Source organism: Streptomyces sp. NBC_01454 (assembly GCF_036227565.1).
In the GTDB taxonomy this organism is placed as follows: domain Bacteria; phylum Actinomycetota; class Actinomycetes; order Streptomycetales; family Streptomycetaceae; genus Streptomyces.
On the sequence record NZ_CP109460.1, the window covers coordinates 1,516,253 to 1,535,716 of the forward strand.

20 protein-coding genes and 1 pseudogene are annotated in these 19,464 nt (G+C 70.5%); 9 read left to right on the forward strand and 12 right to left on the reverse strand.

Features of this window, described 5'->3' with window-relative positions:
- Positions 1 to 111: 111 nt before the first annotated feature.
- Complete coding sequence (locus OIU81_RS06450) at positions 112 to 1,710, forward strand: alpha/beta fold hydrolase (protein ID WP_329144753.1); 1,599 nt, start codon at positions 112 to 114, stop codon at positions 1,708 to 1,710.
- Between the two features lie 461 nt (positions 1,711 to 2,171).
- Positions 2,172 to 2,840 carry a pyroglutamyl-peptidase I gene (pcp, locus tag OIU81_RS06455; RefSeq protein ID WP_329144754.1) on the forward strand — a complete coding sequence of 223 codons (669 nt, stop codon included), beginning with the start codon at positions 2,172 to 2,174 and terminating at the stop codon, positions 2,838 to 2,840.
- Between the two features lie 20 nt (positions 2,841 to 2,860).
- On the opposite strand, the gene OIU81_RS06460 is transcribed toward pcp, so the two are convergent.
- From OIU81_RS06460 to OIU81_RS06480, 5 genes are all read right to left on the reverse strand, one after another.
- A complete protein-coding gene (locus tag OIU81_RS06460; protein WP_329144755.1) occupies positions 2,861 to 3,727 on the reverse strand; it encodes an amino acid ABC transporter permease in 867 nt (288 codons plus the stop codon).
- Positions 3,724 to 4,368 carry an amino acid ABC transporter permease gene (locus tag OIU81_RS06465; protein ID WP_329144757.1) on the reverse strand — a complete coding sequence of 215 codons (645 nt, stop codon included), beginning with the start codon at positions 4,366 to 4,368 and terminating at the stop codon, positions 3,724 to 3,726. The genes OIU81_RS06460 and OIU81_RS06465 overlap by 4 nt, the downstream gene beginning before the upstream one ends.
- Positions 4,369 to 4,387: 19 nt before the next feature.
- The gene (locus OIU81_RS06470) at positions 4,388 to 5,317 is read right to left on the reverse strand and encodes a glutamate ABC transporter substrate-binding protein (protein ID WP_329144759.1); all 930 of its coding nucleotides are present in this window, start codon (positions 5,315 to 5,317) and stop codon (positions 4,388 to 4,390) included.
- A gap of 14 nt (positions 5,318 to 5,331) precedes the next feature.
- Positions 5,332 to 6,075: an amino acid ABC transporter ATP-binding protein gene (locus OIU81_RS06475; protein ID WP_329144761.1), complete on the reverse strand. Its 744-nt coding sequence runs from the start codon at positions 6,073 to 6,075 to the stop codon at positions 5,332 to 5,334.
- A gap of 209 nt (positions 6,076 to 6,284) precedes the next feature.
- The gene (locus OIU81_RS06480; RefSeq protein ID WP_329144763.1) at positions 6,285 to 6,725 is read right to left on the reverse strand and encodes a DUF6278 family protein; all 441 of its coding nucleotides are present in this window, start codon (positions 6,723 to 6,725) and stop codon (positions 6,285 to 6,287) included.
- Between the two features lie 213 nt (positions 6,726 to 6,938).
- On the opposite strand from OIU81_RS06480, the gene OIU81_RS06485 reads away from it, so the two are divergent.
- Together OIU81_RS06485 and OIU81_RS06490 are read left to right on the forward strand one after the other, a co-directional pair.
- A complete protein-coding gene (locus OIU81_RS06485; protein ID WP_443073934.1) occupies positions 6,939 to 7,895 on the forward strand; it encodes a hypothetical protein in 957 nt (318 codons plus the stop codon).
- A gap of 68 nt (positions 7,896 to 7,963) precedes the next feature.
- A complete protein-coding gene (locus OIU81_RS06490) occupies positions 7,964 to 8,230 on the forward strand; it encodes a hypothetical protein (RefSeq protein WP_443073935.1) in 267 nt (88 codons plus the stop codon).
- A gap of 15 nt (positions 8,231 to 8,245) precedes the next feature.
- On the opposite strand, the gene OIU81_RS06495 is transcribed toward OIU81_RS06490, so the two are convergent.
- From OIU81_RS06495 to pcaDC, 3 genes are all read right to left on the reverse strand, one after another.
- Positions 8,246 to 9,025, reverse strand: coding sequence for an exodeoxyribonuclease III (locus tag OIU81_RS06495; RefSeq protein WP_329144765.1), 780 nt, complete (start codon positions 9,023 to 9,025; stop codon positions 8,246 to 8,248).
- 38 nt (positions 9,026 to 9,063) lie between these two features.
- On the reverse strand, positions 9,064 to 9,705 hold the full coding sequence (locus tag OIU81_RS06500; RefSeq protein WP_329144768.1) for an MBL fold metallo-hydrolase: 642 nt from the start codon (positions 9,703 to 9,705) through the stop codon (positions 9,064 to 9,066).
- 102 nt (positions 9,706 to 9,807) lie between these two features.
- Positions 9,808 to 11,091, reverse strand: a complete 1,284-nt coding sequence (gene pcaDC / locus OIU81_RS06505; protein WP_329144770.1) for a bifunctional 3-oxoadipate enol-lactonase/4-carboxymuconolactone decarboxylase PcaDC — start codon at positions 11,089 to 11,091, stop codon at positions 9,808 to 9,810.
- A 276-nt stretch (positions 11,092 to 11,367) separates the two neighbouring features.
- Here pcaDC and OIU81_RS06510 point away from each other — a divergent pair.
- The 4 genes and pseudogenes from OIU81_RS06510 to OIU81_RS06525 all read left to right on the forward strand — a co-directional run.
- Positions 11,368 to 12,267 (forward strand): annotated as a pseudogene (locus tag OIU81_RS06510) (DNA cytosine methyltransferase); the annotation flags it as partial.
- Positions 12,267 to 12,902 carry a DnaB-like helicase N-terminal domain-containing protein gene (locus tag OIU81_RS06515; RefSeq protein ID WP_329144772.1) on the forward strand — a complete coding sequence of 212 codons (636 nt, stop codon included), beginning with the start codon at positions 12,267 to 12,269 and terminating at the stop codon, positions 12,900 to 12,902. The pseudogene OIU81_RS06510 and the gene OIU81_RS06515, both read left to right, overlap by 1 nt.
- Before the next feature lie 5 nt (positions 12,903 to 12,907).
- The gene (locus OIU81_RS06520; RefSeq protein ID WP_329154933.1) at positions 12,908 to 13,387 is read left to right on the forward strand and encodes a DnaB-like helicase N-terminal domain-containing protein; all 480 of its coding nucleotides are present in this window, start codon (positions 12,908 to 12,910) and stop codon (positions 13,385 to 13,387) included.
- Positions 13,388 to 13,447: 60 nt separating this feature from the next.
- Complete coding sequence (locus tag OIU81_RS06525; RefSeq protein ID WP_329144774.1) at positions 13,448 to 14,818, forward strand: DUF317 domain-containing protein; 1,371 nt, start codon at positions 13,448 to 13,450, stop codon at positions 14,816 to 14,818.
- Positions 14,819 to 14,878: 60 nt separating this feature from the next.
- Here OIU81_RS06525 and OIU81_RS06530 read toward each other — a convergent pair whose 3' ends face one another.
- From OIU81_RS06530 to OIU81_RS06540, 3 genes are all read right to left on the reverse strand, one after another.
- A complete protein-coding gene (locus OIU81_RS06530; protein ID WP_329144776.1) occupies positions 14,879 to 15,280 on the reverse strand; it encodes a hypothetical protein in 402 nt (133 codons plus the stop codon).
- Complete coding sequence (locus OIU81_RS06535; protein WP_329144778.1) at positions 15,277 to 15,651, reverse strand: hypothetical protein; 375 nt, start codon at positions 15,649 to 15,651, stop codon at positions 15,277 to 15,279. The genes OIU81_RS06530 and OIU81_RS06535 overlap by 4 nt, the downstream gene beginning before the upstream one ends.
- Before the next feature lie 279 nt (positions 15,652 to 15,930).
- Entirely contained in the window at positions 15,931 to 16,587 is a 657-nt protein-coding gene (locus OIU81_RS06540) for a 2'-5' RNA ligase family protein (protein ID WP_329144780.1), read from the reverse strand.
- Positions 16,588 to 17,553: 966 nt separating this feature from the next.
- Here OIU81_RS06540 and OIU81_RS06545 point away from each other — a divergent pair.
- Positions 17,554 to 18,261 carry a nuclear transport factor 2 family protein gene (locus tag OIU81_RS06545; protein ID WP_329144782.1) on the forward strand — a complete coding sequence of 236 codons (708 nt, stop codon included), beginning with the start codon at positions 17,554 to 17,556 and terminating at the stop codon, positions 18,259 to 18,261.
- A gap of 137 nt (positions 18,262 to 18,398) precedes the next feature.
- On the opposite strand, the gene OIU81_RS06550 is transcribed toward OIU81_RS06545, so the two are convergent.
- The gene (locus tag OIU81_RS06550; protein ID WP_329144784.1) at positions 18,399 to 19,355 is read right to left on the reverse strand and encodes a polysaccharide deacetylase family protein; all 957 of its coding nucleotides are present in this window, start codon (positions 19,353 to 19,355) and stop codon (positions 18,399 to 18,401) included.
- Positions 19,356 to 19,464: the final 109 nt, after the last annotated feature.

Consider the following 19,464-nt stretch of genomic DNA (forward strand, 5'->3'; position numbering starts at 1 on the left):
TACCAGAGGTAAGGAGTGGACCTTACTCTCCAGTCAACTCGGGCCCGCCGTACGCCCCCTCCTGTCCCGTGACAGCGTGCGGCGGGCCCGCATCGAGATCTGGAGCAGAAGATGAGGCCCTCCCGTACGACCCAGCGCGCCGCGGTCGGCACCGTTTCGGCAGCGCTGCTGGCCACCACGGTTCTCACCGTCGCACCGGCGCAGGCGGCCACGCCGCGATCGGCCCCCGCCACAGCGTCCTCGGACAGTTCGGCCCCGGTGCGGTTCGTCGACATCGAGGGCGACGGCGGGATCACCCTCAAGGCGAATGTCTTCACTCCGTCCGATGCGGACGGCACCCGGCGCTACCCGGTCATCGTGCTGCCCACCAGCTGGTCGATGCCGCAGATCGAGTACATGGCGCAGGCCAAGAAGCTGGCCGACAAGGGCTACGTGGTCGTCGGATACAACTCGCGCGGGTTCTGGCAGTCCGGCGGGGAGATCGAGACCGCCGGCCCGAAGGACGTCGCCGACGCCTCGAAGGTCATCGACTGGGCGCTGGCCCACACCCCGGCCGATCCACGGAAGGTCGGGATGGCCGGGGTCTCCTACGGTGCCGGGATCAGCCTGCTGGCCTCCGCGTTCGACAAGCGGATCAAGGCGGTCGCGGCGCTCAGCGGCTGGGGCGACCTCGTCGGCTCGATCTACAGCGGCCGCACCGAGCACCGGCAGGCCGCGGAGTTCCTGGGCGCCACGGGCGCGCTGACCGGACGCCCCAGCCCCGAATTCCGCACGATCATGAAGGACTTCCTCGCCTCGAACCTGGACAAGGAGAAGGACCTGATCGCGTGGGGGCGCAAGCGCTCCCCCGCCACCTACCTCGACAAGATCAACGCCAATGGCGCCGCCATCATGCTGGGCAACGCCTGGGGCGATTCGATCTTCCCGCCCAACCAGACCGCCGATTTCTACGAGAAGCTGACCGGCCCCAAGCGGCTGGAATTCCGCCCCGGTGACCATGCCACGGCCGAAGGGCTCGGGCTGTTCGGGCTGCCCAACGACACCTGGACCGACACCCAGCGGTGGTTCGACCACTACCTCAAGGGCGCGGACAACGGTGTCAACCGGGAGTCGCCGGTGCTGCTCAAGTCCCGTTCCACCGGCGCGTACGAGGGCTACAAGAGCTGGAAGGACGTCCCGTCCGCACAGCGGCGCATCGAGCTCGACGGCAGCAAGCAGATCAACACCAACTGGGACTCCGGCGCCGACGGCGGGCTGGTCATCCTCTCCAGCATGATGGACCAGTTCTTCCGGCTGCCGCCGATGGCCTCGATCCCGCTGCTGCCGCGCTCGGTGGCCGCCGTCTGGCAGTCGGAGCGTTACGGGACCGGGCAGCGCGTCCGCGGCACCACCCGGCTGCACACCACCCTCACCAGCACCGCGGAGAGCGGCACCGCCATCGCCTACCTCTACGACGTGGGCCCGCTCGGCATCGGCAAGCTGGTCACCCACGCGCCGTACACCTTCCACGACAAGACCCCGAACCAGCCCTTCGGCGTGGACCTGGACCTGTTCTCCACGGCCTACGACGTACCGGCCGGCCACCGCCTCGCGGTCGTCGTGGACACCGTCGACCCGCTGTACATCGAGCACAACCCCAGCGGCGCCCGACTGACGTTCTCCTCCCCGGCGGACGATCCGTCCTATGTGTCGGTGCCGGTGCGCGAGTAGTGTGCATGCGCCAAAAGCCCCGGGCACCCGGACCGCCCCCCACCCGGGAAGCGGTGTTCCGAATGGCCCGGGCCTGGCGAAACGGGGCCGACTCGTCCGCTCGGTCCAGGACCTGATCACCATCGATTCGGCTGCCCGCCCGGACGCTCAACCGGCCAACCAGGGACCGCCCGCTTCGCAGCGACTGCGCCCGCGGTCACGGTCACGGTCGCGGTCGCGGTCGCGGTCGCGGTCGCGTGGAACACTCTCGGGAAATACCCTGAATCCATCGGGCGTTGTCGCTGAGCCGGAAAGGGCTGGAGCGGTGCCGACGCAGCAGCGCGCCAGGGCAGCGCGGCCGCTTCGGCTGGGGACGCGGCTGACCGTCACGCTGTTGCAGAGGTCCGGGCTTGGTCGTCTTCACACCGACGCGTGCGGGTGTCAGTCTCGCTCGGCCAAGCCGATGGCACGGAGTGTGACGAGTGACCAAGGTACTGGTATCCGGCTTCGAGCGGTATGGCGCGACACCGGTGAACCCTGCGCAAGGCGTCGCCGAAGCACTCGACGGTACGGAACTCAAGGGTGCTGCGATCACCGGGCTGGTGGCACCGAGCAGATGGTCCGACTGCATCGACGTCGTCGCCGACGCCATCGACCGGACTGCTCCGGACCTGGTGGTGATGCTGGGCGAGTACGGCGGAAGGTCCATGATCACTGTCGAGCGCATCGCCCAGAACTTCAATGACTCCGCCCGCTACGGGGTCGCCGACAACAGCGGGCGGGTGTGGGAAGGCGACCTCACCGATCCTGACGGCCCCGTCGCGTACTGGTCGACTCTCCCCCTGCGGGCGATGGTCCTGGCGATGCGTGCGGCCGGCATCCCCTCTGACATCTCGGACGCGCCAGGCACGTTGATGTGCAACCACCTCATGTACGGCGTGCTGCGATACGTGGCCACCCACGGCCTCCCACCGCGCACCGGATGGCTCCATCTGCCCCACCTCCCGGAGATTGCCGCCCTGGACATCAACCTCGGGGCACCGAGCATGTCGCTGGCCACGTCGACCGCCGGGGTCCGTGTCGCCATTGCCGCAGCGCTGGAGCACGCCGACGATGTGCCCGCCCACGTCCCCTCGCGGCTACAGATCTGAGCGCGTGGCCGGCCATGCGCTCACACCGACGGTGGGCGGGGGCCTCCCGGCAGCAGGGTGCCCGGCTCCGGGGCGGCGACCTCGACGGCCTCGACCTTCGGGTTGCGGCGCTGGCGTCTGGCGACCCAGTTGGCCAGCCAGGACAGCAGCATGCACATCCCGATGTAGATCGGCGAGATGATCATGACGACGGGGATGAACGGCAGGTCGTAATCGAGGTTGGAGGCGATGAGCTTGCCGGCGTGCAGGAACTCCTCGTAGGTGATGAGGTAGCCGAGCGAGGTGTCCTTCAGGGCGACCACCAGCTGACTGATGATGGCCGGCAGCATCGCCCGGACCGCCTGCGGCGCCAGGACCTGCGTCATGACCTGCGTCTTGCGCATCCCCAGCGCATAGGCGGCCTCCCGCTGGCCGCGGTCGACGGCGTTGATGCCGCTGCGGAAGACCTCGGCGAGCACCGAGCCGTTGTAGAGGGTCAGCCCGGCGACCAGGGCGACCAGCGGCTCCGCCTTCAGCGCCACATAGATGAAGAAGATCATGACCAGCACGGGCATGGCCCGGAAGAACTCCACCACCACGGCGCTCAGCCGGCGCACGGCCCGGTGCACGGAGAGCCGGCCGGTCGCGAACACCGCGCCGAACGCCAGCGACAGCACGGCCGCGAAGCCGAAGGCCCGCAGGGTGTTGCCGAGTCCGGTGAGCAGCAGGTCCTGAATTCCCTTGTAGGTGAAGGGAGTCCATTTCGCCGCGGTGAACTGGCCGGTGGTGAAGAGGAGAGAGACGATCCAGGCGAGCACCGCGAGGATCGCCACCGTCGAGGCGATGCCGTAGAGCCGGTGCCGCTGCCGGGCCCGCGGGCCCGGGACGTCGTAGAGGGCGGTGGTCATCGGGCCACTCCGTAGCGCTTCTCCAGCACGTGGAAGATCGCGCTGATGGTCAGGGTGACGAGCAGATAGCCGACGGCGATCCAGACGAAGGTCCAGATGATGCTGTAGCCCATCTCACTGAGCGGCTTGTAGACCCCGAGCAGTTCGACGACACTGAAGGCGCCGGCGATCGCGGAGTTCTTGGCGAGCGCGATCAGCGTGGAGCCGATGGGCGGGATGACGGACCGGAAGGCCTGCGGCAGCACGATGTCGCCGAGGGTCTGTGGAAAGGACATCCCCAGGCTGCGCGCCGCCTCGCCCTGTCCGGTCGGCACGGTGTTGATGCCGGAGCGCACCGCCTCGCAGATGAAGGCCGAGGTGTAGCAGCCCAGCGCGAGGACGGCGAACAGCTTGAAGGGCAGCACCAGACCGAAGCGCGGCAGCCCCAGCACCACCGCGAAGAACAGCAGCGTCAGCGGGGTGTTGCGCAGCACATTCACCCACACCGTGCCGACGGCCCGCAGCGAGCCGACCGGTGCGACGCGGAAGGCAGCCATCAGAAAGCCGAGGACGAGGGCCAGCAGCGAGGCGTAGACGGTGAGTTCGACGGTACCCAGCAGGCCCTGCCCGTAGAGGGAGAGGTTGTCGAGAAGAACGTTCATCGGTCGGTTCCTTGGCGGCTCAGGACGCCGGGTAGCGGTCGATCGGGGGCGGCTTGGGGGCGGGCACTCCGGACAGGCCGAGGGTCGCGTCGTAGGCCTTCTTCCAGTTGCCGTTCTTCTCGTTCGCGGCGAGGGCGTCGTCGAGGGCGAAGCGCAGCGCGTGGTCGCCGCGGGGGACGCCGATGCCGTACGGCTCCTTGGAGAACGGCTTGCCGACCACCTTCAGTTCGTCGGGCACCTTGGCGGCGTAGCCCAGCAGGATCGCGTCGTCGGTGGTGACCGCGTCGACCTGGTACGTGAGCAGGTTGTCCACACACACCGAGTAGGTGTCGTAGGACACCAGGACCGCCTTGGGGTACTCGGCCTGGATGCGCTGGTAGGGCGTCGAGCCGGCCGCCGAGCAGACGCGTTTGCCGGCCAGGTCCTGGGGGCCGTGGATGTCGTTCTCGTCGGCGCGCACCAGCAGCGACTGCCCGGCCATGTAGTAGGGGCCGGCGAAGCCCACCAGCTTCTTGCGTTTGTCGTTGATGGTGTACGTGCCGACGTACAGGTCGATCTGGCCGTTCTGCAGGGCGGTCTCGCGGTTGGCCGAGGCGATCGTCTTGAACTCGATGGTGTGGGGCGGGAAGCCGAGCGCGGCGGACATCATCTTGGCGATCTCGATGTCGAAGCCGGTGTACTGGCCGGAGGCCGGGTCCTTCTCGCCGAGGTAGGGCTGGTCCTCCTTGACGCCGATGACGAGATGGCCGCGGCGCTTGGCCTGCACCCAGGTCGGGGAGGCGGGCAGCCGGAAGTTCTTGGCGACCGGGTACTGCGGGAGTTCGCTGCCTTTGGGGCCCTTGACCGGCGGGCTGCCCTCCCGGCCGCAGCCGGCGAGGACCAGCGCGAGCACGGCGAGCACCAGCGCCACCAGGGCGCGGCGCGGGGGCGAGGAGTGACGGTGCGGCATCGCGGCGCCCCCGTTCAGTGCTTGAGGATCTTGGAGAGGAAGTCCTTGGCCCGCTCGCTGCGCGGCGCGGTGAAGAAGTCCTCCGGGGTGCGGTCCTCGACGATGCGGCCGTCGGCCATGAACACCACGCGGTTGGCGGCGGAGCGGGCGAAGCCCATCTCATGGGTGACCACGACCATCGTCATACCGTCCCGGGCGAGCTGCCGCATGACTTCCAGCACCTCATTGATCATCTCCGGGTCGAGGGCGGAGGTCGGCTCGTCGAAGAGCAGCGCCTTGGGTTCCATGGCGAGGGCGCGGGCGATCGCGACGCGCTGCTGCTGGCCGCCGGAGAGCTGCGCCGGGTACTTCTCGGCCTGGGAGGCGAGCCCGACGCGGTCCAGGAGTTCGCGGGCGCGCCGCGCGGCCTCGTCCTTCTTCGTCTTGTGGACCTTTATCGGCGCGAGCATCACATTGGCCAGTACGGTCTTGTGGGCGAAGAGGTTGAAGGACTGGAAGACCATCCCGACCTCGGCACGCAACTGGGCCAGCGCCCGGCCCTCTTCGGGCAGCGGCCGGCCGTCCAGCGTGATGGTGCCCGACTCCACGGTTTCCAGACGGTTGATGGCCCGGCACAGGGTGGACTTGCCGCCCCCGGAGGGCCCGATGACCACGACCACCTCGCCGCGGCCGACGGTGAGGTCGATGTCCTGGAGGACATGCAGCGTTCCGTAGTGCTTGTTGACCCCGCGCAGTTCAATCAGCGCATCACCGGCCATGTGCAGACCTGCCCACTCTCATCCGTACAGCGCGGAACCCGCAACTTACCGGGGCGAATGGGGCACTTCCCCACTGACACGCACGTACGCACAGAGATGGGAGCATAATTCAGGGTTACGGCGGAACTCCCGGCGGCTCGGGGCGGGCAGCTCTGCGGACCGCGGCGGGCGCGTTCCGCCGCGGCCCCGGCCGGCGCCTGCCGCGTCCGTCAGGACTCGGAGACCTCGGCATAGAGCTGGGACAGCTCGGGGGCGCCGGAATCGGCCCACTCATGGCCCGCCGCCACCACATCGATCTCCCGGCCGGACGCCAGCCGGACCACCGGCTGACCGTCCGGCCAGACGTGCCACACGGCGCCGCGCACCGTGCGGACCAGCACCGTACCGAGGTAGAGACCGGCGTCGTTGCCGAGCCAGGGCAGCACCTCCGGATCGTCCCGCCATACGGGCTGCAGCTGGTCCAGCGCCTCCAACGACCGTACGGAGTCGTCCAGTTCCACCCCCGCCGTGGCGGCCTGGGCCCGCAGCAGCCCGCACTCGGACAGCAGCTCCACGACGCTCTCGGGGTCGGCCCGCACCGACTCGGCGAGCGGTACGGACCGGTGCCCCTGCTGACGCCTGCGCCACCGGTCCAGGAAAGACATGTTCATGGTGTGCAGGGTCCCACCCGACCTGTGGCCGGGGCCACAGGCGCGCGGCGCGGACATGGCCCGTTCGTCACCTTGACGCTCCCCCGACGCGTCCCTAACTTCATGGCGCCCGGATCGGATCCGCCGGGTCCACGGGAGCCCCCCGCCCCTCGCGGTTCCGGCGGGACCGCGACTCTCCCTGCCCGTTGGCGCCACCCGGAGGGATACCGACCGATGCGTCCACGACGAGCGGCCACCGCCCTGCTCCTGCTGCTCGCCGCGGCGGCGCTGCCCGCCACCGCGGCCGGCCCGGCCCGTGCCGCGCCCGCCGGGCCCCGCCCACTGCCGCTGTCGGCGCTCTTCGACAACCGGGCGGTCAGTGACGACGCCCGACCGGACGCGGCCGACTTCGACGGGGCGGGCCGCTCGCTGTCCGCGCAGGACCTGGCGGCCGCCGGCTGGGCGCCAGGGAGCGTGCTGACGCTCGACGGGGCCCGGCTGGCCCTGCCGCGCACGGCGGCCGGCGCGCCGGACAATGTGGTGGCCCGCGGCCAGCAGGTCGCGCTGCGCGGCCGGGGCGAGGCGCTCACCTTCCTGGTCGCCGGTACGGGCGGCGCGGCCACCGGAACCGGCACCGTCCGCTACCGCGACGGCTCACGCGGCGGCTATGAACTCACCGCGCCCGACTGGCGGTCGGGGCCCCTCGGCACCAAGGCGGTGGCGCTGCCGCACCTCAACAACGCCACGGGCGGGCAGTCGGCCGCCACGGCGCGGCTGTACGCGGTGACCGTCCCGCTGCGGGCCGAACGGGCGGTGCGGTCGGTGGTACTGCCGACGGCGTCCGGGGCGGGGGCGCTGCATGTGTTTGCGGTGGCCGTGCGGGACACCGGGCGCGGCCGGACCGGGAGTTGGGCGGCGAGCACGGCGGGCTACCGGGCGGTCGGCCCCTGGACGGACCGCACGCTGCGGCTGGTGGTGCACAGCGGCGCGGGCGGCCCGCGGGCACGGATACGGCTGGCCAACACCTTCGCCGCCGCGCCCGTGAAGATCGCGGCGGCCAGTATCGCGGTGCGCGGCGCGGGGGCGACGGCGGAGCGCACGCCGATCCCGCTGACCTTCGGCGGCGGGCCGCACCGGGGTCCGGGTCCCGGCGGGGGCCGAGGCGTTCAGCGATCCGGCTGTCGTATCTGAGCGCGGCGGGCAGCAGGGACCGCACCGCGGACATCAGCGGCACGGCCTTCCCGGAGACGCGGGTCCTGGTGGCGACCGTGGCGCCCTGTGCGGGCTACCCCGACTGCACCCCGGGCGTCGAGGCCGGCCGCCAGGCCGTCAACGCCTTCGTACGCGGCAACGGCGGTGCCTTCGACGCGACGCCGGACTTCGACGCCGTCCTGCGCGATCCGAGGCAGCCGCAGCGGATGCTGCCCGCCTATGACAGCGGGGACCATCTCCACCCCGGCGACACCGGACTCCGGGCGCTCGGCGACGCGCTGGACCTCCGGGAGCTGGTTCCGGGGCGCCGCTGACGGCCGGCCGGCCTCCTAGACGTCGAGATCCACCACGACCGGCGCATGGTCCGAGGCGCCCTTGCCCTTGCGCTCCTCGCGGTCCACATAGGCGTCCGACACGGCCTTGGCGAACGGCTCGTTGCCGTAGACCAGGTCGATGCGCATCCCGCGGTTCTTGGGGAAGGCGAGCTGGCGGTAGTCCCAATAGGTGTACGGACGGTCGTACTTGAGAGGACGCGGGACGACGTCCGACAGGCCTGCCTCGCGCAGGGCGGCCAGCGCGGCCCGCTCGGCGGGCGTGACATGGGTGGCGCCCACGAAGACGGCCGGGTCCCAGACGTCCTCGTCCGTCGGTGCGACGTTGTAGTCGCCGAGGACCGCGAACGGGCGGGGGCCCGCCGCGTCCTCGGCGACCGCCGTCTTCAGCGCCTCGAACCAGCCGAGTTTGTAGGTGTAGTGCGCATGGTCGACCTCGCGGCCGTTGGGGACGTAGACCGACCACACCCGGGCCGGGCCGCAGGTCGCCGAGACGGCCCGCGGCTCCTGCACGCCGTCGTACTCCGGGCCGCCGGGCAGCCCCGTGACGACGTCCTCCAGCCCCACCCTGGACAGCAGGGCCACGCCGTTCCAGCGGCCGTCGGCGTGCACTGCGGCCTCGTAGCCCAGCTCGCGCAGCGCCTCGCGCGGGAACTGCTCGGCGGTGCACTTGGTCTCCTGGAGGCACAGCACATCCGTGCCGGAGCTCTCCAGCCAGGCCAGCAGCCTCGGGAGACGGGCGGTGATCGAATTGACGTTCCAGGTCGCGATGCGCATGTCTGTAAACCTACAGCGGGGGACCGACAGTGCGGCCCTCAGCCGAGTGTGGTGCCGGTGCCGGGGGTGAGGCGCCCGTGCGCGGTGCCGCCCAGTTTGTCGATCAGGGAGTCGTAGATCGGGCGGGCGTGGTCCTGGAGCAGGCTGTCGTGGATGTCGACGGCCCGCCGCGGCGCGACCTCGCGGACGTAGTCGATGATCTCGGCGACCTTGTTCCACGGGGCGTGCACGGGCAGCAGCAGGGTGTCGACGCTGCGGCCCTCGGGGACGGTCAGGGCGTCGCCCGGATGGAAGACCGTGCCGCCGTCGATGAGGTAGCCGACATTGGTCACGCGCGGGATGTCGGGGTGGATGACGGCGTGCAGCTGGCCGTGCACCTCCACGTCGAATCCGGCGGCGGTGAAGGTGTCGCCCTCACCGACGGTGTGCACCCGGCCGGGGAACGCGGCCGAGAGCTGCTCGGCGACGCTGGCCAGGGTCCAGATCTCGGCGCCCGGATTCGCCTCCATGCCCGCCCGCAGCCGGTCCTCGTGGAAGTGGTCGGCGTGCTCGTGGGTGACCAGGATCGCGTCCGCACCGACGGCCGCGTCCTCCTCGCTGAACACACCCGGGTCGATGACCAGCGTCCGCCCGTCCTTCTCCAGCCGGACACAGGCATGGGTCTTCTTCGTGAGTTCCATACCCGCCATCTTGCCGTGGGGCAGGGCCCGGTGTGGCACGCACGGCGGCGCGGCGGGTACGGCTGTCGGCCGCCGGAACGCCGCGCGTGCGCCGCCGCCCGCTCAGCCCTCCGGTGTCGTCTCCTCGCGGATCACCCGCTGGGCGACCGCGAAGGCGGAGTTCGCCGCCGGGACGCCGCAGTAGACGGCGGTGTGCAGCAGCACTTCCTTGATCTCCATCGGCGTCAGGCCGTTGCGCAGGGCCGCGCGGGTGTGCAGCGCCAGTTCGTCGTGGTGGCCGCGGGCGACCAGCGCGGTGAGCGTGACGATGCTGCGGGTGCGGCGGTCCAGGCCCGGCCGGGTCCAGGTCTCGCCCCAGGCGTAGCGGGTGAGGAAGTCGTGGAATTCGCCGGTAAAGTCGTCGGCGGCCGCCTCGACCCGGTCGACATGGGCGTCGCCGAGCACCTCCCGGCGGACCTTGATGCCCGCCTCGTAGGTGGCGCCGCGGTCCAGCTCCGCCCCCGAGAAGCCGGACTCTATGGCGGCGGGCGGCGCCTGCGGGGGCGGCGGGGGTGCGAGCTGGGGCTTGGGGGCGGAGGCGCCGATCGCGGCCTGACTGCCGGGGCCCGGCTTGTCGTGCCAGGCGGTGGAGAAGTGCCGGATGAGGAGTTCGGTGACGGCCGAGGGCTGCTCGACGGGCACCAGGTGGGACGTGCCGGGCACCAGCGCCAGGCTCGCGTCGGGTATGCCCGCGACGAGGGTGCGGGCGTCGGTGGTCGGGGTGACCTGGTCCTCGGAGCCGACGACGACGAGAGTGGGCACGCCGACCCGGCCGAGGGAGGAGCGTACGTCGTAGGACGCCAGCGCCTCACAGGCGGCGATGTAGCAGCCGGGGTCGGTGGTCCGCACCATCTGGACGGCCCATTCGACGATGGCGGGCTGGGCGTCGGCGAAGGTCTGGGTGAACCAGTGCTCGGGCGCGGTGCGGGCGATCGGGTCGAGTCCGTTGGTGCGGATGACCACGCCGCGCTGGCGCCAGGAGTCGGCGGTGCCGTAGCGCGGTGACGTGGAGACCAGGGCCAGCGAGGTGACCTGGTGCGGCCGGGTGAGCGCGAGCTGGGTGCCGATGGCCCCGCCGATGTTGCAGCCCGCGTAGCCGAAGCGGTCCACGCCCAGGGCATCGAGGGTGGCCATCAGCCGGTCGGCCAGCTCGGCGATGGAGGACGCCGCGTGGGCGGGGGACCCGCCGTGTCCGGGCAGGTCGAAACGGATGACGCGCCAGTGACGGGTCAGCTCGGGGATTTGCCGGTCCCACATGTGCCAGGTGGTACCGAGCGCGGCGCCCAGTACGAGGACGGGGGCGTCGTCAGGACCATCGATCCGGTGCTGCAGGGTCTTCTCACTCACCCGGCCACGCTACCGACTCTTTGACGCGATCTTTACAGCCGGGTCAGGAAGAGCCGTCGGAGTGTGCCCACCGGCCACGCCCGAAGCGGAGTTTGCGCAGGTCAGGGCCTCACCGCCTAGACGACGTAGACAACCAGATGACCCGGCTCGTCGCAGCTCACCATGATCCGCCGGTACGGACGCGGGTGCCTTGCTCGTGATCAGGACCGGGGCGTCTACCGGCCCAACAAACCGGCCTTGCAGGGTGTGCCGGTACCTCACTCACCCCCCTTCACGCTCACTCACCTCCACGCCCTGCACGCAGTCGGCGAACCCGAGTGGGTCGCCATGGAGGAGGTACCGGACGTCCTCCCGCTGTGGAAGCAGTACGCAGTGGTCCTGCGCCGCTGGGGGTTCTCCGTGTGGACCGGCATCCTCAACGCCGCCGACTACGGGGTGCCCCAGACGAGGAGGAGGGCGATCCTGCTCGCCTCCAGAGTCCGCACCGCCCAGCCACCCCCGCCAACCCACGCCAGATCCGAAGAGCCCGAGGGGCTGTTCGGGCCGGGCCGCACCCGTTGGGTCAGCATGGCGCAGGCCCTGGGCTGGGGAGCGACCGACCGGCCCGTACCCACCGTCTGCGCCGGCGGCGGACCCGGCGGCGGCGCAGAGCCCTTCCCCTCCGGCTCCCGCAAGGCACTGTCCACAGCCCGCGACCGCGGCACCTGGACACCCCACCCGGACACCCCCATCCAGTACTCCGGCCGGGCAGGAACCAAGCCTGCCGCCCAGCCCAGCGCTCAGGGCGGACAGGCCAGAGGTCGTCCCGTGTCGGAGGCTGACTGGTCGTGGTCGTTGCGGAGCAACAACCAGGCCCATGCCACCGTCCGGCCCATGTCCGAGCCCGCGGGAACGCTGTTCTTCGGGCACCGCTCGAACGAATGCACCTGGGTCGCCGAACCCGTCGCCCCGCCTGCTGGCGACGCGGAATCGCCCGCAGTCCCGGCGCCCATCCGGATCACCGCACAGGAAGCGGGAGTTCTGCAGACCTTCCCCGCCGACTACCCCTGGGCCGGCAACAAGGGCCAAGTCTTCAGCCAGATCGGCAACGCCGTACCGCCCCGCCTCGCAGCCCACCTCCTCGCCCCGCACCTCGGCAAGACCCTCACCCCCAACGACTTCACCCTGGCCGCCTAATGCCCCACCCCGCCGACCCGTACGAGGGCAACGACCTGGACGACCTGCCACCGCCACAACCCGTGCACTACGCCGAACAAGCCCTGCTCGGCGCCCTCCTGCTCGAACCACACCGACTGAAGACCATCGGCCACCTGGAGCCACACCACTTCGGCAACCACGCCCACGGCGCCCTGTTCACCGCCCTGCTCAGCGTGCCGGCCCCCGACCCGAAACAGCACGCGAAGGACACGGCCTGGCTCAGCGCGGTTCTGGCCAAGGCGCGGCCCGAGGCGCCGGGGCTGACCGCCTCCTACATGCACACGCTCATCCAAAGCTGCCCCCGGCGCCAGCACGCCGCGGCGTATGCGGGCATGATCCGAGCCGATCACGCCCGCCGCACGCTGCGCGAGCACGCCGACCGGCTGTGCCAGGTCGCCACGGACACCACGCTGCCGGACCCGGCCGATGTCGTCCTCGCGCAGGCCGATGCCCTGGGCCGCTATCTCGACGAACTCGCCGCCCAGTTCGCCCCGCACCCCGGCTCCCTCCCGCGCACCCCCGCACCACCGCCGCCCCCGCCCGGGGCGGAGAAGAGGCTCTCGACGAGGAACGCCTGCTGCTCGCCACCGCCACCGCCCACCCCAACGAAGTGACGACCATGCGGTGGCTGCAGCCTGACGACTTCACGCACCCGCTGCATGCCGGGCTGTGGCAGTGCCTGGTCGCCCTGACACGGCGCGACACCCCCGTCGACCCCGTGACGGTCCTATGGGAGGCGCAGCACCGCGGCCTCCTTGGCGCCGGGGCCGAGCCAAGTGAGCTGCTCGACCTCCTCGCCGGACCGGTCGGCTCCCCGGAGTGCTGGGGCGAGCGGGTCCTCCAGCGTTCCCTCCTCGGGGTCGCCCACCACACCGGTCGGCGCATCGGGGCGTTCACCGAGGACCCGGCCACCATGCCGTACCAGCTCGTCGTTGGCAGCCGCCGCGCGCTCGCCGACCTGTCCGCCGTACGCACCCGCTGGCAGCACGCCACCTCACCCGCGCCGGAGAGCAGGCCCGCACGCACCAGGGGCATGGCGGCGCCCCGGGCCGGTCCACCACGGACCACGGCTCCGCCCGCAGCACGCATCGTCCGCTGACCCAAGCCCGCCGCTGGCCGGCTCCCTTTGCCCGGCCACCGGCAGAAAGAGCACTCCCTGGTGACACCCCCCTCCATTGACGCCCACGTCCGCCTCGCCCCCCACCCCACGCACCCCAGCGCGGTGACGGCCACTCTGACCGGCACCCAGGCCCACATCCCCCACGTCGGTCTGGAGGCCGCCAACTGGCATGTCGTGGCCAAGAACACCTTGGTCCTGGCCCGCATCGACCACGACGAGCCTTACTGGGCTGCGGATGCCGCCCGGGAGCTGATCGCCGAAGGGATCAGCGTCGAGATCGCGCCCGGGCTCCGGGAAGCCATCGACGGTGAGTGGGCGTTGGCCACCGACGCAAAGCCCTGGAGCACCCTTGCCCAGCTCCGGGAGATCTTCGCCGAGGCACAGGCGATCTTTGACGACATCCGTCACGGTCGCCTCCTCATTCACGCCCACGCCCTGGACGGCCGCACCACGGTCGCGGTCGGGACCTACCTCGACAGCGGCAAGAGCGTCCATCTCCACGGCGAGGACCGTCGGCGACAGGTGGAACACACCTTCGGCTCACCCGCCCAGGCGCTGGTCGCCTTCGAGCAGCTCCACGGCGACACCATGCGCCCCGGCCCCGCGCCGATGACCGACACCGAGCACGCCGCTGCCGAAGCCCGGACCTCCCTCAACGCACCTCCCGCCGAGGCCGAGCCGCCCAGCCCGGAGCCGGAGACCGTACCCGCCTACGCCGCCGATCCCGGTGACCATGACGCCCTTCTTGACGAATTCCTCGACGCCCACGGCGAATGGTCGAAGTGGCGCACCTGGTCAGACGAGGTCACCCACGCCATCCACGAATCCCAGACCCTGCGCATCGAGCGCATCCACGACACCCCCGCCCACGAGACCGCCTGGACCGTAGCCGCCTACGAGACGTCCGTCTCAGACTTCATGTGGCACCTCACCGCGACCGGCGCAACCCCCGCCCCCATGGTGCAGGAACTGCTGGACCACCTCGCCGACGGTGACGGATGGGACACCACCGTCGGCGACGCCGTGGACGAGAAGTCCGTCACCGCCGCCACCAAGCCGCTCGTGGAGGCAGGCTGGACGCACACGGTCGACGGGCGCTGGATCCGCTGGACGAACCCGTCAAGGGACGCGGGAGTTCTATTCGACGCCTTCGCTGCTCAGAAGCCGAGCAGCGTCCTCGCCACCTGGACCCTCTGGGCGGGCCCAAGCGTCGACCATCCCATCTGGGCGCTGCACACCTCACCACACGCGCCGGCTTCAATGCTCGCCGGCCTGGCCACAGAACTTGCACACGGCACCGGCACCCGACGCCCACTACATCCCGGCACGGCCCAGCGTTGCACGCGCACCCCGGTAGCCACCACACCACAGGTCCGGTCGAGCCTGCCCGGCCAGACCCGAAAGAGGTGAACCCTCGGCTAGAAGTGCCGGCGATCCGCCCGATGGGACGGGTGAGAAAGTACCCGGGTATCAGTCGTTGGCCCTCTGGGCTCCGTGCCCCAGAGCCACGGTGATCTCCGTATGCTGCGCCCGGATCGAAAGCGGCAGGCCCGCAGCCTTCCGGGCCCTGCGATAGGTCAGCGCCCACCCCATCTCCTGCCGCGGCGTGCCGTCGGCCGCGCGCTCGACCCGCCACCACAGCCAGCCAAAAGGGTGCGACCGGCCCTCTGCGAAAGGGGCCGTGAAGGCATACGCCGGCTGGCCGCTCGTCGCCGTCAATGTCGTGGCCATTTGCGGGACGCTGCTCAGCTTGATCAGATCCTGCCGAGTGTCCGCCCGCGCCGTCCTCGCCGCCGCACGGTATGCAGCGGCCACAAAGCAGCCGAGCGCGACCACTACGAGAGCAACAAGCAGCAGCCACCCTGTGCTCATCGCGCGTCCCCTATCGCCTGTATCGCGCAGCGGCACTCCTCGGTCGTGGCGGCCAGCGTGGAGTGGACGTGCTTCGAGCGACCGTTGCAATAGTCGATCCAGGACGGCCACAGGTCACCGAGCTTGGTGACCGCCGCCGCGGCTTCAATGAGCGTCGGGACGAGCTGCCTGCTGGGATTGATGCCGGTGGCCGGCTCCCGCAAGGCCGTGATCACTGCCTTGCTGTCGTACACCACCTCCCCGATGTGCGAATCCGGGTCGACCCCGTGGGCACTTTTGAGGAACGGTGCACGGGTCGCCACGGCTACCTGCGCACGCCACGCCAGCTGCCGCTCCCACCGCAACGCCTTCCGGTTGAACCAGTCGGGCATCCGTTCCCCCTGTCCAGCAGTGCTCGTCCTACCGCTTGTCTACCGGAGCTCCCACAGCTGCCACAACGCGGGCCGATCAGCAGCCACGGTCCTGGTGGGACAGCTTGTGGCGCTATCCGTGGCCGCAACGGGCGACGCAGTCAACCGGGCACTCCAAGATGCACGATGATCAATTCCGGGAAGCCCGCTCGTACCGACGCCCCGGCCGGCGACTGCTCGAACGTGCAGGCGAAGCCTCGCCCACCAGCCCGAGCTGGGACCTTGCCCTCGCCAGGGCCGTCAGCGCCCCAATGGGATCTCCGCTACCGGCTCCCACGACATGCGCCATCCCCCGAGGTCTTCGTCGAACGTCCACGCCACGTCCAGCAGGTGTACCCGGTCGACGTGCAGGGTGGCTCGGCGCGGCCTCACCAGGAGGCGCAGGTCCGTGTTGAGCGGGTCGGACGACGCGGAGCCGTAGCTGTAGCCCAGCGAGATGTGCGGGCGCCCACTGGAGTGCTGGAGCGCCTTGTCGCCGCGGGTCTTGCGGACCGCTGTCCTGATCTTCTCGATGAGGGCCAGCGTTTCCTCCTCCGGCCACACATCCAACACCGCACCCGCTACATTCCCGATGGGTGGCCCCGCTTCCGCCGAAAACGCAGGCACGTCAGCCAGCTCGGAGCGCAGAGCTTCCGCGACCTCCGCCCGTGCCGCCTCGTCGTACTCGGCCGACGGAACGTCAGCAAGCATCTCCGCAGTCAGATGCAGCACCCCGGCATCCGTCGGGTCGCTGCCGTACTGCGGGTCGATCGGGTAGCTGGTCAGATGCGGCCGACACGCCTGAGCCATCTCAAGTAGTTCATCGTCCACGCCGGCCCGAGGCAGCACGTACACATGCAGGACCCGCATGCCGTCCACCCATCGCCGCCCCTGAAACTTCGGCACGAACGGTTCCATCTGGGCATCCCTCCCGCATACCGAACGCCCGTGAAGCGTCCGCCGACCATCCTGGCCGCTCTCATCAACTCGGCGCCATTCTGCGCGATCTCCGGATGCCTCGGAGCCAGACGACGGCAGCAGACGGCAGCAGACGGCAGCAGACGGCAGCAGACGGCACAACGAAAAATGATCATGCCGTTCAGCGCGCGACCTCTCGACGGAGAGGCCGCGCGCTGAGCGGTACTGCACCGCCATGACCCCCAGCTCTGGCTCATCCCCGGCAGACGGCGTCTTGGGTGAGCATCAACGTCGGGGGTGAAAGAGTCTCGACGCCTCCCCGGACGGGCTCCCCCTCTGCACCGACCTCGGCTTCATCCCGATCCCCGCGCCCGCGATGACATCGATATGCGAGTAGCGCCGGCACTCAGGCGTAAACGACGGCGGCCGCACGCCAGAAAACGGCGTGCGGGCCGCTTTGACTCCCGCTGGCACCCCCTCCCCCGCCCGGTTTCTCCGCTAGCCTTGCTGACGATCGCCCATTGGGGCGGGACCGAGGCCGGGAAGAGAATCACATCGTGTCAGTCCTTACTGACTTCGGCTCGTCAGGGTGACGTTGGAGCGTCGAGGGGCGGACCAGTGCCGGCGGAGGTCCTGTTCGTGCTGAGCGGAGCGCTGCTCCAGCTCGGCGAGCTTGGCCAGCACGTCGTCGTCGAACTCTGTTCCCGCAGGGCGAGATCGATGGGGCCAGGGACGGGCAGGTGCGGCGGCGTGGTCATGCGGTCGTCCGGCGTCGGGTGGCCCCGGTGGGGTTGGGCGCATGGAAGTCGGGTTGGTGGGCGATGCCCCAGGCAGCGAGGTCGCGGCTGCGCCACAGGAAGCTGGAGTGGTCGTTCCAGGCACCGGCGTCGGTGGCGGAGTGACGGACGAAGTGGTCGCGGTCGGCAAGCAGGGCCTCCCAGCCCTTGGACCAGTGCCGTCCTTACGGTGATAGCGGCGGACCAGGCCGTGGACGGTGCGGTCGTGCTCGACCAGCCATACCTGCTCGTCGGCGTCGCCGGCGCACTGGGCGAGGGTCCAGCCGTCCCCAAGGCGGGCGAAGAGATCGAGGGTCTTCACGCGGGGGAGCGCGAGTGCGGCACGGAACCGGCTGGGTGCGGCGGCGATGGATTCGCCTGCGTCGGGATCGGCTGGGCCGTACTGTTTCACCCACTCACCAGAGCCCAGGATGGAGGAATCGTGCCGCAGACACCGAGGCAGTTACTCGAACGCTTTCAGCAGGCGATGCTGGACTTCTCTCCAGATGCGCTGGCTGACCTGTTCGCCGAGGACGCCGTCTATGAGTTTCCCTTCCTCGCCCCCCAGCGGGAGGCATCCCGCTACGAGGGGCGCGAGCACATCCGAGCGGGTTTCACCCGTGCCTGGGCCTCGCCGTACCCGTCGCCAGTGGTCGGGTTCCGCGACGTGCGGGTGCACGGCACAGCGGACCCGGAGCTGATCATCGCCGAGCACGAGTTTGACGCTGTCAACCACGCGACAGGAGAGACGTTCACATCCGGATTCGTACTCTTCCTACGGGCTCGCGGAGGAGAGATCGTCCACGTGCAGGATTACGCCGACGTCTTGAAGCTCTCAGCTGGCTTTGGGCGGCTTCCTCAACTGTGCGAGCAACTGCAGAACGCCGACCAGGTGTGAGGCGCGGGATGGCTGACTACTCTAGATGGCCCGCGTGGGCGTTGGCTGACACGGTGCCTCAGCGCGACGACGCCGCGCAGCCGGTGCCCGGCCGCGGCGTCGCGGCATGCGGACACCGTCGTGGGTGCCCCGGGTGGCTACCGCGCCGGGAAGTTGTACGTGTACCCCTGGGTGTCGAGCTGGTCCAGCAACTTCGCGAGTGCCTGGACGGTCTGCGAGCGGTTGCCGCCGGCGTCGTGCATCAGGATGACGCCGCCGGGCTTCAGCTCCTTGTTGATGTTCTGCAGGATGGTCGCCGCGCCAGGCCGCTTCCAGTCCTCGGAATCGATGGTCCAACCGAGCGGGCGCAGTCCGCGCTGACCGGCGATGTTCCGGATGGCCGGGCTGAAGTCGCCGCCGGGGGCGCGGTAGTACCAGAGCTTCGCGCCGGGACCGGCCGCGTTGGCGATGTCCTGCTGCGCCTGGACGATCTCGTTGGTGTTGTAGGCCAGCGGCTTGCGGCTCTGCTGCTCGTTGTGGTGCACCGAGTGGTCGCACAGCCGGTGCCCGGCCGCGGTGATCTCCTTGGCCAGGTACGGGTACCGCGCCGCGTTGGGGCCTATCTCGCAGAAGGTGGCCTTGGCGTGGTGCTGCGCGAGCAGCGCCAGCACCTGCGGGGTCCAGCTCGGGTCGGGGCCGTCGTCGAAGGTCAGGGCCACCGACCTGCCGCCCGCCTCGGTGGTGTGCTGGATACTGTCGATGCCGAGCGGTCCACCGCCGGAGGCGGCCGGGACACCGCGCTCCAGCGTGCTGCCGGAGCCCTGGGACGCGGTGGACGGTCCGTGCGACGCCGTGTTGACGGGACCGGACGGGGAGGGCGTGGACGAGCCGCTGGAAGAGGGCGCCGGGGTGCCGGGCCGCGTGGTCGACGGGACCGCCGAGGAGGCGGTCGGAGCCGGGTTCGTGGCGGAACGGGTGGCGGCAGCGGGGGGAGTGGACGCAGCGGAGGCGGAGGAACTCGCTGCGTGGGCGTACGCCCCGCAGGTGGCCAGGGCGGCACCGGAGAGCGCCACCACGGCGGCTGTCGTCTTCTTCTTCGCGCGGGCCAATGCCACAGCGGTACCTCCAGCAGCACCTGGACAGGCGCCTGGGTCGAACTTATGGTGATCTGTTGTGCACGCTTCGTGACAATCGCGGGACGGGCAGCTCGTCGGCCGTCCGGCG

Excerpts from the sequence above, each read along its gene's own strand:
- OIU81_RS06450 (WP_329144753.1), top strand. The coding sequence starts at position 112 with ATGAGGCCCTCCCGTACGACCCAGCGCGCCGCGGTCGGCACCGTTTCG.
- OIU81_RS06460 (WP_329144755.1), bottom strand. The coding sequence starts at position 3,727 with ATGACCACCGCCCTCTACGACGTCCCGGGCCCGCGGGCCCGGCAGCGG.
- OIU81_RS06465 (WP_329144757.1), bottom strand. The coding sequence starts at position 4,368 with ATGAACGTTCTTCTCGACAACCTCTCCCTCTACGGGCAGGGCCTGCTG.
- OIU81_RS06470 (WP_329144759.1), bottom strand. The coding sequence starts at position 5,317 with ATGCCGCACCGTCACTCCTCGCCCCCGCGCCGCGCCCTGGTGGCGCTG.
- OIU81_RS06475 (WP_329144761.1), bottom strand. The coding sequence starts at position 6,075 with ATGGCCGGTGATGCGCTGATTGAACTGCGCGGGGTCAACAAGCACTAC.
- OIU81_RS06480 (WP_329144763.1), bottom strand. The coding sequence starts at position 6,725 with ATGAACATGTCTTTCCTGGACCGGTGGCGCAGGCGTCAGCAGGGGCAC.
- OIU81_RS06485 (WP_443073934.1), top strand. The coding sequence starts at position 6,939 with ATGCGTCCACGACGAGCGGCCACCGCCCTGCTCCTGCTGCTCGCCGCG.
- OIU81_RS06495 (WP_329144765.1), bottom strand. The coding sequence starts at position 9,025 with ATGCGCATCGCGACCTGGAACGTCAATTCGATCACCGCCCGTCTCCCG.
- OIU81_RS06500 (WP_329144768.1), bottom strand. The coding sequence starts at position 9,705 with ATGGAACTCACGAAGAAGACCCATGCCTGTGTCCGGCTGGAGAAGGAC.
- OIU81_RS06515 (WP_329144772.1), top strand. The coding sequence starts at position 12,267 with ATGCCCCACCCCGCCGACCCGTACGAGGGCAACGACCTGGACGACCTG.
- OIU81_RS06520 (WP_329154933.1), top strand. The coding sequence starts at position 12,908 with ATGCGGTGGCTGCAGCCTGACGACTTCACGCACCCGCTGCATGCCGGG.
- OIU81_RS06530 (WP_329144776.1), bottom strand. The coding sequence starts at position 15,280 with ATGAGCACAGGGTGGCTGCTGCTTGTTGCTCTCGTAGTGGTCGCGCTC.
- OIU81_RS06535 (WP_329144778.1), bottom strand. The coding sequence starts at position 15,651 with ATGCCCGACTGGTTCAACCGGAAGGCGTTGCGGTGGGAGCGGCAGCTG.
- OIU81_RS06540 (WP_329144780.1), bottom strand. The coding sequence starts at position 16,587 with ATGGAACCGTTCGTGCCGAAGTTTCAGGGGCGGCGATGGGTGGACGGC.